This window comes from Nocardioides sp. (assembly GCF_036267815.1).
GTDB lineage: Bacteria > Actinomycetota > Actinomycetes > Propionibacteriales > Nocardioidaceae > Nocardioides.
Genome location: NZ_DATAVI010000065.1, coordinates 84,378 through 100,885 on the forward strand (window position 1 = coordinate 84,378; position 16,508 = coordinate 100,885).

At 72.1% G+C, this 16,508-nt stretch carries 13 protein-coding genes; 5 read left to right on the forward strand and 8 right to left on the reverse strand.

What is annotated here, in order from left to right; genetic code table 11:
- Positions 1–38: 38 nt before the first annotated feature.
- Complete coding sequence (locus VHW64_RS15040; protein WP_329651385.1) at positions 39–959, reverse strand: EamA family transporter; 921 nt, start codon at positions 957–959, stop codon at positions 39–41.
- 39 nt (positions 960–998) lie between these two features.
- On the opposite strand from VHW64_RS15040, the gene VHW64_RS15045 reads away from it, so the two are divergent.
- Positions 999–1,490, forward strand: coding sequence for a MarR family transcriptional regulator (locus VHW64_RS15045; RefSeq protein WP_329651386.1), 492 nt, complete (start codon positions 999–1,001; stop codon positions 1,488–1,490).
- A gap of 45 nt (positions 1,491–1,535) precedes the next feature.
- On the opposite strand, the gene VHW64_RS15050 is transcribed toward VHW64_RS15045, so the two are convergent.
- A complete protein-coding gene (locus tag VHW64_RS15050) occupies positions 1,536–2,390 on the reverse strand; it encodes an aldo/keto reductase (RefSeq protein ID WP_329651387.1) in 855 nt (284 codons plus the stop codon).
- 90 nt (positions 2,391–2,480) lie between these two features.
- Between VHW64_RS15050 and VHW64_RS15055 the strand changes: the two genes are divergently transcribed.
- Entirely contained in the window at positions 2,481–3,047 is a 567-nt protein-coding gene (locus VHW64_RS15055) for a SecDF P1 head subdomain-containing protein (protein ID WP_329651388.1), read from the forward strand.
- A gap of 70 nt (positions 3,048–3,117) precedes the next feature.
- On the opposite strand, the gene zwf is transcribed toward VHW64_RS15055, so the two are convergent.
- From zwf to VHW64_RS15080, 5 genes are all read right to left on the reverse strand, one after another.
- Positions 3,118–4,557 carry a glucose-6-phosphate dehydrogenase gene (zwf, locus tag VHW64_RS15060; RefSeq protein ID WP_329651389.1) on the reverse strand — a complete coding sequence of 480 codons (1,440 nt, stop codon included), beginning with the start codon at positions 4,555–4,557 and terminating at the stop codon, positions 3,118–3,120.
- 113 nt (positions 4,558–4,670) lie between these two features.
- Entirely contained in the window at positions 4,671–5,786 is a 1,116-nt protein-coding gene (locus tag VHW64_RS15065; RefSeq protein ID WP_329651390.1) for a DivIVA domain-containing protein, read from the reverse strand.
- Positions 5,783–7,189: a hypothetical protein gene (locus VHW64_RS15070; RefSeq protein WP_329651391.1), complete on the reverse strand. Its 1,407-nt coding sequence runs from the start codon at positions 7,187–7,189 to the stop codon at positions 5,783–5,785. Before VHW64_RS15070 ends, VHW64_RS15065 begins: the two co-directional genes overlap by 4 nt.
- Positions 7,190–7,424: 235 nt before the next feature.
- The gene (locus VHW64_RS15075) at positions 7,425–10,418 is read right to left on the reverse strand and encodes an alpha-mannosidase (protein ID WP_329651392.1); all 2,994 of its coding nucleotides are present in this window, start codon (positions 10,416–10,418) and stop codon (positions 7,425–7,427) included.
- A gap of 161 nt (positions 10,419–10,579) precedes the next feature.
- Positions 10,580–11,077, reverse strand: coding sequence for an N-acetyltransferase family protein (locus tag VHW64_RS15080; RefSeq protein ID WP_329651393.1), 498 nt, complete (start codon positions 11,075–11,077; stop codon positions 10,580–10,582).
- A gap of 160 nt (positions 11,078–11,237) precedes the next feature.
- Between VHW64_RS15080 and VHW64_RS15085 the strand changes: the two genes are divergently transcribed.
- Positions 11,238–12,656, forward strand: coding sequence for a hypothetical protein (locus VHW64_RS15085; RefSeq protein ID WP_329651394.1), 1,419 nt, complete (start codon positions 11,238–11,240; stop codon positions 12,654–12,656).
- Positions 12,657–12,710: 54 nt separating this feature from the next.
- Here VHW64_RS15085 and VHW64_RS15090 read toward each other — a convergent pair whose 3' ends face one another.
- Positions 12,711–13,319 (reverse strand): GrpB family protein, encoded by a 609-nt coding sequence (locus tag VHW64_RS15090; protein WP_329651395.1) that lies wholly within the window; start codon positions 13,317–13,319, stop codon positions 12,711–12,713.
- Between the two features lie 139 nt (positions 13,320–13,458).
- Between VHW64_RS15090 and VHW64_RS15095 the strand changes: the two genes are divergently transcribed.
- Positions 13,459–14,844 (forward strand): hypothetical protein, encoded by a 1,386-nt coding sequence (locus tag VHW64_RS15095; RefSeq protein WP_329651396.1) that lies wholly within the window; start codon positions 13,459–13,461, stop codon positions 14,842–14,844.
- Between the two features lie 213 nt (positions 14,845–15,057).
- Positions 15,058–16,500, forward strand: a complete 1,443-nt coding sequence (locus VHW64_RS15100) for a hypothetical protein (RefSeq protein WP_329651397.1) — start codon at positions 15,058–15,060, stop codon at positions 16,498–16,500.
- Positions 16,501–16,508 lie beyond the last annotated feature (8 nt).

Here is a 16,508-nt window from a genome sequence, read left to right on the forward strand (position 1 = left end):
GCGACAAGCCTGGTGATCCGTACTATCGGGACGGCGGGTCAGGTGGTGGGGCAGGTCGACGTCGCGGCGCGCGGGGTACGCCGCGCGGCGAGGTGGCGGCGTACCCAGCCGATCGTGCCCGGCTGACCCGCGACGACCCCACCCAGCACGAGCAGCATGCCGGCGGCCTGTACCCAGCCGAAGGCCTCGCCGGCGACGGCGACCCCCAGGGCGGTCCCGACCACGGGGTTGACCAGTCCGATCAGGGAGACGGCCCCGGCGGGCATCGCGCGCAGCCCGGTGAACCAGCACCAGTACGCGACGCCGGTGCCGGCGACCATCAGCCAGAGGTACCCGGCCACGGCGTGCGCCCCGAGGTGCGGCGGCGGGCCCTCGACGAGCAGGGCGACCGGGAGCAGGGCGATCCCGCCCGCGACGAGCTGCCAGGAGACCAGGGTCAGCATGTCGACCGGCGGCGTCCAGCGCTTGATCAGCACGAAGCCGAGGGCCGAGACGACGACGGACCCGAAGGCCGCGAGCAGGCCGAGGGTGTCCAGGTGTCCGGGTGAGCGGAGCACCAGGAGGCCGACGCCAGCGAGCCCGATGCCGGCCGCGGCGATCCGGGCGAGCCCCGCGCGCTCGCCGATCAGCACGGCCGCCAGGGCCATCACCGCCAGCGGGGAGGTCGCCTGGAGCGTGGCGGCGAGCCCGCCGGGCAGGCGGTAGGCGGCGAGGAAGAGCAGCGGGAAGAACATCCCGATGTTGCACACGCCGAGCAGCGCGGCCCGCCACCACCAGTCGCGCTGGGGCAGCCGTCGGGTGAACGCCAGCAGCACCAGGCCGGTGGGCAGCGCCCGGAGGGTGGCCGACAGCAGCGGCCGGTCGGGCGGCAGCAGGCGCTCGGTGACCAGGTACGTCGTACCCCAGGCGGCGGGGGCGAAGGCGGTGAGGGCGGCTGCGCGCCAACCGGTAGTTTCCATGGAAACTATTATACCTTCCCGGGAAGATATAGTGAAGACATGGAGCCCGACCACGTGGACCGGATTCTCGAGCAGTGGGCGCGGGAGCGCCCCGATCTCGACGCGTCGCCGATCGGCCTGATCGGACGGCTGCACCGGCTCGGCGACGTGCTGAACGTCGAGCTCCGCCGGTTCTTCGCCGAGGCCGGGCTGGGCGACGGGGACTTCGACGTCCTGGTCACGCTGCGCCGCAACGGCACGCCGTACGAGCTGACGCCGGGGGAGCTCGGCGCCTCGACCATGGTCACCTCCTCGGCCGTGACCAAGCGGATCGACCGCCTGGAGCGGGCGGGCCTGGTGACTCGCACGGTCTCACCCGACGACGCGCGGTCGCGACGGATCCGGCTGACCGGTCCCGGCTTCGAGCTCGTCGACCGGCTGATGGGGGAGCACGTCGCGAACGAGCGCCGCCTCGTCGACGGGCTCAGCGAGCGCGACCGCACCCAGCTCGCTGCCCTTCTCCGCCGCTGGGGCCAGGCCCTCGACCGCTGACCCGGCACCTCGTGCCGGGTCAGGGTGCCGGGTCAGGGGGCCGGGTCAGCGGCCTGTGAAGGTGGTGGGGTTGGGGCCGGTGCGGCCGGTGGCGCCTCGGTCGAGGGCGGCGATGCCGGCCAGGTCGTCGTCGGAGAGCTCGAAGTCGAACAGTGCGGCGTTCTCCTCGATCCGCTCGCGGTGGGTCGACTTGGGGAAGATGATGTCGCCGCGCTGGAGGTGCCAGCGCAGGACGACCTGGGCGGGAGTGCGCTCGACCCGCCGGGCGATGCCTTCGATGGTCGCGTCGCCGGCGATCCGGCCGCGCGCGATCGGCGACCACGCCTCGGTGGCGATGCCGTGACGCGCGTCGGCCGCCCGGGCCGCCTCGTTGGTGAAGTAGGGGTTGACCTCGATCTGGTTGACCGCCGGGACCACGCCGACCTCGTCGAGGATCCGGTCCAGGTGCTCGGGCTCGAAGTTGGAGACCCCGACCGACGTCGTCCCGCCCGACTCGCGCAGCTCGACCATGGTCCGCCAGGTGCTGGCGAAGTCGCCGTCGTACCTCGTCGGCAGCGGCCAGTGGATGAGGAACAGGTCGACCCGGCCCAGGCCGAGCTTGTCCAGCGACTCGGTCAGCGACCGACGGGCGTCGTCGGGGAGGTGGTTGTCGTTGTTGAGCTTGGTGGTCACGTAGAGCTCGTCGCGTGGGATGCCGCTCGCCGCGATCGCGGCCCCGACCTCGCGCTCGTTGCCGTACATCTGGGCGGTGTCGAGGTGCCGGTAGCCCGTCTCGAGGGCGATCTCGACGGTCTCCTGGGTCTGCCCGGGCTCGACCAGGAAGACCCCGAAGCCGAGCTGGGGGATCGACGTGCCGTCGTTGAGGGCGATGTCGGGGACAGGGAGCGGCGATGCAGTCATGCCAGGCGTGACAACACGGTGGGGCGACTTATTCCGTGCCCAGCGCAGGTGAGGCTCGCCACGTTGGCCCAACCCTGTTAGATGGGGGCCGTGCGCATCATCCCGACCCTCGCTCCGCTCGCGCTCGTCGCGGCGCTGACGGCAGCCTGTGGCGGCGGGTCCAGCTCGGGCGGGTCGACGGACGACTCGACCATCCACGGCGCGTCGTCCGGCTTCGAGGTCCGACCGGTCTTCGCGCGCTACGCCCCCGGAGTTCCCTTCGGGCCCGAGGTGCCGCAGGCGCTGGTCCAGGTCATGCAGAACCAGGCCTGCCCGATGACGGCCCAGATCATCGACGGCTATCTCATGGAGTGCGACGCCGGGAAGACCGTCTACGCGCTCCAGAACCCCATCGTCAGCGGCAGCGTCGAGTCGGCCACCGCCATGCAGATCGGCCACAAGAACATCTGGTACGTCGAGGTGGGGCTCGACTCGAGCACCGCCTCGAAGCTCGCCGCCGAGGTGCCGTCGATGACCGGCGAGCAGCTGGCCTTCACCTACGGCGGCACGGTGCTGACGTCGATCGCGATCGACAGCTCGTTCCATCCCACGCACTTCGCGATCACCGGCGACTACGACCAGTCGTCGGCGACCAAGCTCGCCTCGCAGCTCAAGTGAGGGTCGTCCGATCCGGCGGAGCCGGGGCGGACGACCGGGACGCACGTCGCGGCACGCTCGCGCCCACGACCTAGCCGCCCGACTCGTTCGGCCTGCGCCACTGCCGCTCGAACGGCAGTCGCCAGGTGAACGGCGCGACCAGCTGGTGGATCTGGTTGGGACCCCACGACCCCTGCGCGTACGGGCGTACGACGGGCGGGTTCTCCAGCAGCGGCGTCGAGATCTCCCAGAGCCGCTCGATGCCCTCCGCGGTCGTGAACAGCGTGCGGTCACCGCGGGCGGCGTCGTAGATCAGTCGCTCGTAGGCCTCGAGCACCGCGCCGGCCCAGCCGGTGTCGTGCATGGCGAACTGCATGGACAGCTTGTCCAGCTTCATCCCCGCGCCCGGACGCTTGCCGTAGAACGACAGCGACATCTTGGCCTCGTCGGCCAGGTCGAAGGTCAGGTGGTCGGGTCCGTGGTCGCCGACCCCGGAGCCGGTGGGGAACATCGACCGCGGCGGCTCGCGGAAGGCGATGGAGATGATCCGAGCGCCCTCGCCCATCCGCTTGCCGGTGCGCAGGTAGAAGGGAACGCCGGCCCAGCGCCAGTTGTCGACGTAGCACTTGAGCGCGACGAAGGTCTCGGTCTCGGAGTCGGGGGCGACGCCGTCGATGTCGCGGTACCCGACGTACTGTCCGCGAACGACGTCGCTCGGCTCGATCGGCAGCATGGAGCGGAAGACCTTGTTCTTCTCCTCGCCGATGGCGTCCGGCTCCAGGGCGGTCGGCGGCTCCATAGCCGCGAACGCCATCACCTGGAACAGGTGGGTGACCACCATGTCGCGGTAGGCGCCGGTGCTCTCGTAGAAGTTCGCCCGCTGGTCGAGCCCGAGCTCCTCGGGAACGTCGATCTGGATGTGGTCGATGTGGTTGCGGTGCCAGATCGGCTCGAAGAGGCCGTTGGCGAAGCGGAAGGCGAGGATGTTCTGGGCCGCCTCCTTGCCCAGGAAGTGGTCGATGCGGAAGATCTGCTCCTCGCGGAAGACCTGGTGCAGCTCGGAGTTGAGCTTGCGGGCACTCGCCAGGTCGGTGCCGAACGGCTTCTCCATCACGATCCGGCTGTTCTCGACGAGCCCCGCCTCGGCCAGCTCCTTGACGACCGACAGCGCCGCCTTGGGGGGCACGCTGAGGTAGTGCAGGCGGTCGAACTCGCCGAGCCGGCTGCCCTCGGCCTCCTCGATGCTGCGCCGCAGCCCTTCGGCCCCGCCGTCGCCGGGAGCCCAGTGCAGCAGCTTGGAGAACTCCGGCCAGCCGTCGGTGTCGTGGTCGTCGCCGCCGAACTCCTCGACCGCCTGGTGGGCGAAGTCCAGGAACGACTCGCGGTCGTGCTCGTCCAGGGAGGTCCCGACGACCAGGATGTCGCGCATCAAGCCGGTCTGGAACAGGTGGAGGAGGCCGGGCAGCAGCTTGCGACGGCTGAGGTCGCCGGTCGCCCCGAAGAGGACGACGGTCGTGGGCTTGATCGACATGCCTACAGCCTGCCCCTCCGACTCGGAGGCGACAACCGGGCTCGCCAAGGTTCACGGAGTCGACACTGCCGCCCGCGGCTCACGCCCCCCGCTGGGCGGCCAGCCGGTAGAGGTCAGCCGCGGCTCTCGGCCAGGGACTCCTCGCGGTCGGCCGCCTCGCCCTCGTCCGGTACGTCGTGCTCGTCGGCCGCCTGGTCGGCGGCAGCCTCGTCGGACTCGGCGCCCTCGCCGTCGGTGGCCTCGTCGCTGGCGGCCTCGTGGCTGGGGGCCTCGTCGCCGGGGGCATCGTCGGTCTGGGCGTCGGCGGCGTGCTCGTCGGTCGGGGTCTGGACCCGGCCGGCGTCGTCGTCCTCGTCGGCCCCGAAGGCGCTCAGCGGCATCTGCGCGGTCCCGGTCAGGGTGGCCAGCATCTGCCGGACGTTGGAAAGCTGGGCGTTGATGCTGTCGCGGCGCTGGCTCGCGGCGGCGAGCTCACGGTCGGAGTCTCCGCGGACCCGCTCCGCGGTCGCCTTGGCGTCGTTGACGATCCGCGTCGCCTCGGCCCGCGCATCCTCGACCAGGCGGGCGGCCTCTCGCCCGGCCTCGACGCGCGCCTGCTCGGCGTCGGTCCGGGTGCGCTCGGCCAGCTGGTGGGCCTCGTCGAGCCGCGACTGCGTCTCGGCCATCTTCTGGGTGAACTCGTCCTCGGCGGCCTGCCGGCGCCCGGCCAGGGTCGTCTCGAAGTCGGCGGCAGCCTTGGCGGCGCGCGCACGCTGCTCCTCGTAGACGGCCTCCGCCTCCTGGAGCCGGACCGAGGCGTCGCGCTCGGCGCTGTCGCGGTGCTCGTCAGCCGCCTTGCGGGCGTCCTCCTCGATCCGCGCGGCCGCGGCGCCCGCCTCGCTGCGCGTGCGCGCGGCGTACTGGTCGGCCTCGTCGCGGGCCTTGGCCGCCGTCTGGTGGACCGAGGTGGAGTGTGCCTCGGCGTCGTCGTGGGCGCGCTGCCGCAGCTCGGCGGCCTCGGTGTCGGCCAGCGACAGGATCTGCCCCACGCGGTCGCCGAGGTGCTCGAAGGACGGCGGCTCCGACGACGTGGACGCCGCGTCGTGCAGCTCCTGGACCCGAGCGGCGAGTCCGTCGCGCTGTTGGGTCAGGGTGCTGTTGGCCGCGGCGAGCTCCTCGAGGCGGCGCTCGACCTCGGCCGGGTCGTAGCCGCGCATGACGGTCTTGAAGGGGTTGCTCAGATCGCTCACTGGTCGGGTTCCTGTGGTGTGGGGGGATGGGTCGGGGTCGGAACTGCAAGGGCCTGGATGACCCCCGAGAGCTGTCCCAGCTCCTGGGTGATGCCGTCGCGCTGGCGGACGAGCAGGGCCACCTCGGCCCGCGCGTCCTCGACGATACGCCGTGCCTGAGCTCGGAGGTCGTCGGCTTCCTGCCGGGCCGAGGCCACCAGCGCCGCGCCTTGGTCGCGCGCGCGCCGTAGCTCGTCGTCGGCCGAGCGTTGCTGCTGGAGGACATGGTCGGCCACCTGCTCGCGCAGCGCCCGCGCTCCCCGCTCGGCCTCGGCGAGGCGGTGGGACGCCCGCTCCTCGGCCGCGGCCAGCACGGCCTCGGCGTCCTCGCGGGTACGACGGGCGTCCAGCTCGCCGGCAGCCCGGGTCTGCTGGGCTTCGCCGGCCGCACTGGCCAAGGCGTCCGCACCCGACCGGCGACGCTGCTCGGCCTCGAGCCGCGAGGTCTCGGCCTCGCCGGCCAGGCGCTCGCGGACGCGGCCGGACACCTCCGCGAGTGCCCGGCGGGCCCGGCGTACGACGTCGGCGGCGTCGCGGCTGCCGACCGCGCGGAGGCGGTCGGACTCGAGGTCGGCCGCGGCCAGCAGGGACTGGACCGTCTGCTGCGTCCAGACCGTCTGCTCGGCCGCGGCGGCGAGCTGGCGCTGTGCCTCGGCCTCGGCCCCGGCGATCCGGTCGGCGGCTCGGGTCTGGGCCTCGGTCAGCGTGCGCTCGGCCTCACCGCGGGTCGCGTCGGCGTCGGCCGCGGCGTCGTCGCGGATGGCCTTGGCGTCGTGGTCGGCCTGCGCGCGCAGGCTGGCGACCTCGTCGTGCGCGTCGGCGACGAGCCGCTCGGCCGCGGCCGCCGCCTCGGCGGTGCGCGACTCGACCAGGTCTCGGGTCTCGGAGTCGTGCTGGTCGGCGCGCGCCCGCGCACTCGCGAGCACGGCGTCGGCCTGCTGCTGAGCCTCGTCGAGGGCCTGCCGGGCGGCGGCGCGAGCCTCGTCGTGGGCCGCCTGACCCGCTGAGGCGTGGGCGGCGGCGGCCCGCTCGGCCTCGGCGACGATCTGGTCGTGGTGGGTCTGGGCCGAGTGCATGAGCAGCTGGGCCTGCTGGCCGGCGTCGCTGACGATCTGCTGGGCGTCGGTCGAGGTGTCGTCGAGCAGGCGCTGGGCCCGGTCTCGCGCCCGGGTCGCCTCGACGTGCAGCTCGGCGGCGTCCTCGTGGAGTGAGCGGGCCTGCTCGGCGTGGGCGTCGGCCTCCTCCTGCGCGCGCGCCTCGAGCTCCTCGGCCACCCGTTGGGCATGCCGGAGCAGCGCGGCTGCGCGCTCGCTGCCGGCAGACTCGAGGGGCGGGCCGGCCGGACCGTCGGGGGAGGCGGTCATGCCGCCATCCTCGCAAACGTTGGCAGTTCGCGGGAGTCCTTCGCGCTCCCTTGCCTTGGGGGCGGCCGTCGTCAAATCCCCCGCTGAAGCGGGGGATTCGGCACTTCCTGGCCGTTGCAACCCCCAAGAAGTGACAACAGAGGCCAGGAAGTACGCCGTCGAGCGAGGGGACCGCACGGGTCAGCGCAGGGTGGGGCACCCTCGGGACCCCGCTCACCCAGCGCCCCGGGCAGGCTCAGCGGCGGAAGCGCAGGGTGACGATCTGGAACGGGCGCAGCTCGAGCTCCTCGCCGTCCCACACCGCGAGGCCGGCGCGCGGCCGCTCGAGCAGGTCCACGACGTCGGCTCCGGAGGTCTGGAACGACGGCGTGACCCGCACCCGCGCCCGAGCACCCAGCGGCTCGTAGAGACGTACGACGACGTCGTCCGAGCCGTCCTCGGCGAGCTTCACCGCCTCGACGTACGCCGGAGCGCCGGTGACCGCGACCAGCGGCTCGACGGCCCGACCGGGACGGCGCCGCAGGGGCAGGTTCAGCCCGTAGCCCGCCCGGGCGGCGCCGGCCACGTCGGCCCCGGGGACGATCGCGTGCCGGAACCTGTGCCGGCCCTGGTCGGTCACCGGGTCCGGGAAGCGCGGCGCGCGCAGCAGGCTCGCCCGGATCCGTGAGTACGTCCCGCCACCCTTGCGCGGGTGCCGGCTGACGTCGTGCCCGTACGTCGTGTGGTTGGCCAGCGCGACGCCGTACCCCGGCTCGGCGACCATCGCCCACCGGTGCGCGCAGACCTCGAACCGTGCGGCGTCCCAGCTGGTGTTGACGTGGGTCGGGCGGACGACGTGCCCGAACTGGGTCTCGTAGCGCGCCTCGTCGGCGTGCACGTCGCAGTCGACGGCCAGCTTGAGCACCCTGTCCGACTCGTGCCAGTCGACCTCGGTGTCGACCTCGATCCGCCCGAGATGCAGCGAGATCCGCTGCGCCACCGAGGAGTCGCCGAAGCTGCGGCGTACGACGACCGCGTCGCCGTCGACGCGCACCTCCTCGGCCGCAGTCAGGGGCACGACCGTGTGCCGGTAGTGCTCGTCGAGGTCCCAGGCGTCCCAACGGTTGGGGTGGTCGGGGTGGAGCTCGAGCAGGTTGGCGGCACCACCCGGCGGCAGCGCCTCGCGGTCGTGGCGCAGGTCCACGATCGAGCGGATCACGCCGTCCGCGTCGACGCGCACCCGGAAGTAGTCGCTCTCGAGCCCGGCCCCGCCCTCCGCGCTCGGCCACGCCGTGGAGACCAGCCGCTCGTCCTCGGCCGTGCCCGCGCCCAGTGCCGGGACGCCGAGCCGCGCCAGCGGCGCCGCGTTGAACGCGACCGTCTCCTCGCCCGGGCCGGCCAAGGCGTCCAGCGCGCGCCCGATGACGGCCTCGAGGTCGGCGGACACCCGGTCGTAGGTGGCGCGCGCCTCGCGGTGCACCCAGGCGATCGACGAGCCCGGCAGGATGTCGTGGAACTGGTGCAGAAGCACCGTCTCCCACGCGGCGCGCAGGGCCTCGTAGGGGTACTCCAGGAGCCCCCGAACCGCCGCGGTCGCACTCCACAGCTCCGCCTCGCGGAGCAGGTGCTCGCAACGCCGGTTGCCGGCCTTCATGGCGGCCTGGGAGGTGTAGGTGCCGCGGTGGATCTCCAGGTACAGCTCTCCGGCCCAGACCGGGGCGCGGTCGGCGTACTCCTCCTCGGCCGCGGCGAAGAAGTCCGCAGGCGACTCGATCCGGACCCGCGGCGAGCCGTCGAGGTCGGCGGTGCGACGGGCCCGGGCGAGCATCTCGCGGGTGGGGCCACCGCCACCGTCGCCGTACCCGAACGGGACCAGCGCGCGCGACGCGCTGCCCCTGTCCCGGAAGTTGGCCGCGGAGTGCGCGAGCTCCTCGCCGCTGAGCTCGGCGTTGTAGGTGTCGACCGGCGGGAAGTGGGTGAAGACGCGCGTGCCGTCGATGCCCTCCCACCAGAAAGTGTGGTGGGGGAAGGGGTTGGTGGTGTTCCACGAGATCTTCTGGGTCAGGAACCACCGCATGCCCGCGAGGTCGACGATCTGCGGCAGCGCCGCGGTGTACCCGAACGAGTCGGGCAGCCACACCTCGCGCGGCTCGACGCCGAGGTGCTCGGCGAACCAGCGCTTCCCGAGCACGAGCTGCCTCGCCATCGCCTCGCCGCCGACCAGGTTGGTGTCCGACTCGACCCACATGCCACCGACCGGCACGAAGCGGCCCTGGTCGACGTAGGTCCGCACCCGGGCGAACAGCTCGGGGTACGACGCCTCCAGCCACGCCCACTGCTGGGCGCTCGACATCGCGTAGACCAGCGAGTCGTCTGAGTCCATGAGCTGGACGACGTTGGCGACCGTGCGCGCCACCTTGCGAACCGTCTCGCGCAGGGGCCACAGCCACGCCGAGTCGATGTGCGCGTGGCCGACCGCCGAGACGACGTGGCCGCCGGGTGCAGCCCGGGAGCCGAGCACGCCGGCCAGCTCGGCCCGCGCGCGAGCCGCGGTACCGGTCACGTCGGCGAGGTCGAGCGCATCGAGAGCCCGCTCGACGGCGTCGAGCAGCTCGCGGGCACGGTGGTCGTCGGGGAGCGAGCGTCGTACGCCGTCGGCGACCTCGAGGTCCGCGACGAGGTCGGCCACCGCGGTCTCCCTCCGGCACAGGTCAGCGCGCGCCAGGCGGTAGAGGGGAACGTCGCCGGACGTCGCGCGGTCGCCCAGCAGCGTGGGGCGGAAGCCGGTGAGCACGGTCGGGTTGGCCGCTGCCTCGACGTACCACTCGACGTGCCCCCCGGGCGGGCTGTTCGGGACCGGGACCCAGTCGTTGAGCGGGTTGAGCCCCTTCACGACCCGGCCCTCCGGGTCGTGGACCAGGCCCTCGGCCTGGAAGCCCGGCTGGGCCTGGGTGAACCCCAGGTCCAGCACCGCCTCGGCGTCGTCGAGCCCCGCCGGCACCTCGCCGCTGACGCGGAACCACGTCGTGCTCCACGGCGGCCCCCAGGCCAGCCCGACCTGGGCCGGCTCGTACGGCGCGGCTCTCGCCACGTCGTACCCGACCGGATCGCCGACCAGGCCGTCGTCGGCCGGCGGGACACGCCACACCTCGACGGTCAACGCGGCCACGGTGGGGTGGATCGCCGGACGCAGCCGCTCGTCGAGCGTGCGCCGGAGCCGAGCCTCGACCTCGTGCTGCCGCTCGTGCATGCCCCGACGCTAGCGTCGCGCGCGCCTCGCCGCCTTGGCGTCGCTGGCGATACCCCGGTAGCCCTCCGCGACGCCGCCTGGCGATGCACGCACCCCAACGCCGCGAACCCGTCCGAGCATCTCGCCCCCACGCCGCCAGCGCGAAGTATCGGAGGCGTCGGTCAGAGGAGGAGCTGGTAGAACGCCGTGTCGATCCATCGGTCGAACTTGCGCCCGGCCTCGCGCAGGGTGCCTGCGTGCTCGAAGCCGCAGGCCTCGTGCAGCGCCACGCTCGCCGGGTTGGGAAGGGCGACCACGGCGAGCACGACGTGGATCCCGTCGGCCCGGACCCGGTCGAGCAGCTCGTCGTACAGCACTCGCCCGAGCCCGCGCCCGCGTGCTCGCTCGGCGAGGTAGACGGTCGACTCCCGGGTGAAGCGGTAGGCGGGCCGCGGCCGGTACGCCGAGGAGTAGGCGAACCCGACCACGTCCCCGTCGTCGTCGGCCACCAGGAAGTGGTCCCCGGGCTCGGTGCGACCGAGGAGCTTGCGCCACGTGGAGGCCGGGGCCGGCTCGACGTCGAACGTCGCGTGGCCCGTGCGCACCTGCTCGTCGTAGATCGCCGAGGCATCGGCGAGATCCGCGGCCAGCCCCGGCCTGATGGACTCCGGGCTCGGCACGCTCTCACGCTAGTGCGCTCACGACCGGACCGGTCATCGAGCTCCGCTCTTCTGTCAGATTGCGAACAGACAGCTGCCAGGCCCGCGCCTACGTTCGAAGGACCAGCGCCGGAGGCCTCGGAACCGCTCCTCCGGCCACCACACAAGGGGACACACACGCATGAACCGACCAGAAGACGCGCGCGCCCGGAGGCGGACGCGTTCCGCGGTACTGGGCATCCCGGCCCTTCTCGGCGTCGCCCTCGGGGCGCTCGCCCTTCCGTCACCGGCGAACGCCGTCGGCGCCGGCACCTACGCCTACGCGACCAGTGCCTCGGGCGTCAGCGTGGTCGACACCGCGACCGGCACGGTGGCCGCGAGCATCACGACCGCGAACGCCGCCCAGACCGTCGTGTCGCCGAACGGTCTTCGTGCCTACTCGATCGACTACTCCGCCGGCACCGTGGCGGTCATCGACACGGCCCAGGAGGCCGTCGTCGACACGGTGGCCCTGCCGGACGGCTCCGCGCCGGACGCCGAGGCGCTGTCGCCTGACGGGAGCAAGCTGTACGTCGCGGACTACTACGACAGCCGGGTGTTCGTGCTCGACACGGCCACCGGCAGCGTGTCGGCGACGATCGCGACCGGTCAGTACCCGGACGCGATCGCGGCCACGGCGACGCATCTGTACGTCGCGGACTTCGGCACCGACGGCAGCACCGACAACATCAGCGTCGTCGACGTGGCGACGAACGCGGTCACCTCCACCATCGCGACCCCGGACGCCGTGGCGACCTTCGCCGTGGTCCCGGGAACCAACCTGATGTACGCCGCGGGATACGACGACAGCAACCTCATGGTCCTCGACCTGTCGACCAACACCATGCTCCGCACGCAGACCGACATCTCCGGCATCACCGCCCTCGCGGTCTCCCCGGACGGCAGTCGGACCTACGTCGCGACGCTCCACAACGGCATCTACGCGCTGGACAGCGTGTCTGGCACGCTCATCCTGAGCGCCGACGCCGGGCAGGTCGGAGCCGGTGCCGGCGGCGTGGTCGACATGAGCGTGGCCTCGACCGGCGCCATCGAGCTGGGCGTGAACATCAGCGGCGGCTCGCTCGTGGTCGGTGTGGCCCCGACCACGCTCACCGCGAGCACGACCTCCACCACGCTCGCGTCGATGGTGGACCTCAGCACGGGCACGATCGCCCCGGCGCCCGCCGGCAAGGCGGACGTCCAGACCAAGATCACCGGTCCTACGTCGGGATCCACCGGCAAGGCGTACACCTACACCGAGACCGTGAAGAACGCCGGTCCCGGCGTCGCGTCCAAGGTGGGAGCGACGTTCCTCGTCCCGCCGGGGGCCTCGCTGGTCTCGGCCAGCGGGAGCTACACCAAGATCGACACCCCGATCGGCCGGCTGGTCGTGTGGAGGACGGTGCCGAGCATGGCGGCGAGCGCGTCGTCGACGTACACGGTCACCCTGAAGTTCACCGGCAAGGGAACCAAGGTGCTGACCGGCGTCGCGGGGTCGCTCTCCACTCCCGACCCGAAGCTCGTCAACAACCTGGCGCTGGCGACGACGAAGGTGAAGTAGCACCGAGGAGCCAGCACTGATGGCCCGTCCCTCCTGGGGCGGGCCATCAGCTCGTCACGCGAGCAGTCCGTGCGCCCGGAACATCCGGTCGTAGATCGCACGCACGACCGGCTCCTTGACCGCGTTGTAGTCCATGACCGTCCCGCCTCCGGCACGGGCGTTGACCACGGCCGCCGCCCCGCGCTTGGTGTCGGCATACAGCGCGAGGTCGTCGGGATGGTCCAGCAGCCACTGGCGGAACAGCTGGTGCCGGACGATCTCGGGGCAGTCCGGGCCGAAGACGTGCAGGTGGGTCATCGGGTCGGCGTGCTTGAGCATCCGGTGACCGTGCCACCAGGGCTCGCGGACCGTGTGCACGAAGCCGGCCGCCTCCAGCGCGGGGATGTACGACGCCTCGTCACCCGGGTCGGCCACGACCAGGTCGACGTCGATGACCGGCTTCGCGGGCAGGCCGGGGACCGAGGTCGAGCCGACGTGGTTCAGCTCCAGCACGACGTCTGCGAGCGCGGCCTCGATCCGCGCCGCGACGGAGGCGAAGTCGGCCGGCCAGCCCGCGTCGTAGTCGACGACCTCGATCTCGTACGGTGGCGCCGGCTCGCCGACCCAGGGGCTCCGACCCGGAGGCGCGTCGTGGTGACGGGTGATCTCCTCGTCGCTCGGCATGGACGCCACGCTAACGCCAGGCGAACTTCGGGCTTGTGTCAGCAAGCGAACAGACAAGCAAAGTCCCGCGAAGTACGTTGCGCGTGTTCTGCTGCTCGGGCGGCACACGAGCAGCCCAAGCACCCGGGGAGAGATCGCCTTGTCATCAGCACGCCGTACCTTTCGCCGCCCGGCCGCCGCTCCGCTCGCCATCGCCGGGATCCTGACCGGTCTGCTCTGGCTCCCGGCGCCGTCCGCTCAGGCCCTCGGGGCCGGCACGTATGCCTATGTCACGAACTCGGCCACCGGCCAGGACTCGGTGTTCGTCGTCGACACCGCGACCGGCTCCACGGTCGCCAACGTGCCCGTCGCCAGCTACCCGTCGGCTGTGGCCGTCTCGGCCGACGGGCTCAAGGCCTACGTCGCGGAGGACTCCGGGGTGCAGGTGATCGACGCGACCCAGGAGGCCGTGGTCGACACGATCGCCCTGCCGGGCAACGGGTCGATCTCCGAGGCTGTCGATGTCGCCCTCTCGCCCGACGGCACCCGTCTCTACGTCGTCGACCTCGGTCAAGGGGAGCTGTTCGTCCTCGACACGGCCACCGACCAGGTCACCGCGACCATCACGGTGGGCAGCGATCCCACGTCCGTGGTCGCCACGTCCACCCAGGTCTACGTCGCGAACTCCGGCGACGACACCGTCTCGGTGGTCGACCCCGCGTCGAACACCGTCACCAGCACCTTCGACGCCGGCGGGGAGCCGACCGGCCTGGCGCTGGTCCCGGCGGCAGGCCGCCTCTACGTCGCCGACAACGTGGGTGACGTCGTGTCGGTGTTCGACACCTCGACGAACAGCCTGATCACCACGGTGGCTGCCCCGGGCGCCTACCAGCTGGCCGTCTCGCCGGACGGAGGCCGCGTCTATGCCTCCGTCGACAACGGGATCCTGGTGCTCGACAGCGCCTCCAGCACGGTCCTGACCACCATCGACACCGGCACCGCCAGGTTCGCCGACGTGACCGTGGGGCCGGATGGCCGGATCTACGACGCCGACGGCACCAACAACACCGGATCCCTCGACGTCTTCGACCCGGTGACGTTCCAGCAGGTCTCGACGACGACGCTGTCGGGCATCCTCAACTCGGTGACGATCGGCACCATCGCGCCGCCGCCGCCGCCGGCGAAGAAGGCCGACGTCCAGGTCCGGATCAGCGGACCGTCGCGCGGCTCCGCGCGGACGACGTACGCCTACACCGAGACGGTGCGCAACGCCGGACCCGGTAGGGCCTCGCGAGTCCTGGCCAGCCTGGCCCTGCCGCGCGGTGCCACCCTGGTCTCGGCGAGCGGCGCCTTCACCAGATACCGGGATCTCGTGATCTGGAGGAGCGTGCCGAGCCTGGCGGCGGGCGCCTCGCGGACGTACTCCGCGAAGGTGCGGCTCTCCAGCCGGGGCACCGAGAGCCTCCTCGCCGTGGCGGGCTCGCTCAACACGCCCGACCCCAACCTGCGCAACAACCTCGCCGTGGTCTCGACCAGGATCAGCTGAGAGCGCGCGCCCGCGGCCTCGGAGGGCTTTGCGACGAGTTCCGCGTTCTGTCAGAAGACGAACAGACGGACGCGGCCGGCCGGCCGTACGTTCCCATTCTCTGCTTCTCGGGTCGACCCGGGTGGACGCCCAATCCGCTCCCGGTCGACGGCGGACACCACCATCGGCGCTCGTCTCGAACGCCACCTTCACATCCGAAAGCGGGGAACTTCAGTGAGCCTGTCCAGCACATCCATCACATCCATCACTCGGGGGCGGGGCGTACGACGCACGGTCGGCGTCGTCGCCCTCGGCCTGGCGGCAGCGGCACTCGCGCTGCCCGCGTCGCCGGCGAACGCCGTCGGCGCCGGCACCTACATCTTCGCGCCCGACCAGGACGCCAACGTGGTGTCGGTCATCGACACCGCGACCCTGTCGACGGCGGCGAGCGTGCCCATCTCGGACACCGCGTCGTCGGTCGCGATCTCGCCGAACGGCCAACGTGCCTACGTCGCCGAGTACTCCGGGACCGTCGATGTCGTCGATGCCGCGCAGGAGTCCGTCGTCGCCACGATCCAGCTCCCGGCTCAAGCCAGGCCGGTCGACGCGACGCTCTCGCCCGACGGCAGCAAGCTCTACCTCGTCGACGAGAGCGGTCTGCTCTACGTGGTCGACACGTCGACCGACGCCGTGGTCGACACGGTGCAGATCCCTGGTGTCCCGGAGGCGGTCGTGGCCACTGCGACGCACGTCTACGTCGCGAACGAGGGGGACTCGGACGGTCACAGCCTGGTCGATGTGGTGGATGCCGCGACCGACCAGGTGAGCACCACCATCCCCGTGTCACTGCTCGATGCCTATGCCCTGGCGCTGGTCCCGAGCTCCAACCTGCTCTGGGTGGGTGGCGAGGACAACGGCCTGGCCGCGATCGACACCTCGACGGACACCGTGGTCAGGACCGTCGACGATGTCACCGACGGCAGTGCCGACGGCGCCGGCAACCTCAAGCTGGCGGCCTCGCCGGACGGCAGCAAGCTCTATGTCACGACCTACGACGTGCTCTCGGTCTTCGACAGCACGACCGGCGCCCTCCTGAACAAGGCCGTCCCCTCACAGCTCGGGCTCGACGACAAGTTCTTCGACGGGGTCGCGGTCGGGCCGGACGGACGGGTCTACGCCTACGCCAACGACAGCGCGTCAGGCGCTGTGTCCAGTGTCGACCCGACCACGCTGAGCCCCATCTCGACCGTCGCCCTCGGGCGTGACGTCGCCCAGATCAGGATCGGCACGATCGCGCCGACCCCGCCGCCGGCAAGGACGGCAGATGTGCAGGCGAAGCTCACGGGTCCGGCCTCGGGCAGGACCGGTACCGCCTACACGTACACGGTGACGGCCAGGGATGCCGGTCCTGGTGTGGCGGCTCGGGTGGGGTCCACGCTCTTGCTGCCGTCGGGGACGACGTTGGTCTCGGCCAGTGGCCGCTATACCAAGTTCGGTCAGCTGGTGGTGTGGACGTCCACGCCGGACCTGGCGGTGAACGGCTCGGTGTCGAACACGGTCACGGTGAGGTTCTCGAGCAAGGGGACCAAGCTGCTGACGACGGGGGCCGCGTCGTTGAAGACGCCGGACCCGAGGCTGTCGAACAACCTGGCTCTGGTCCGGACCACGATCAAGTAACGCCAGGC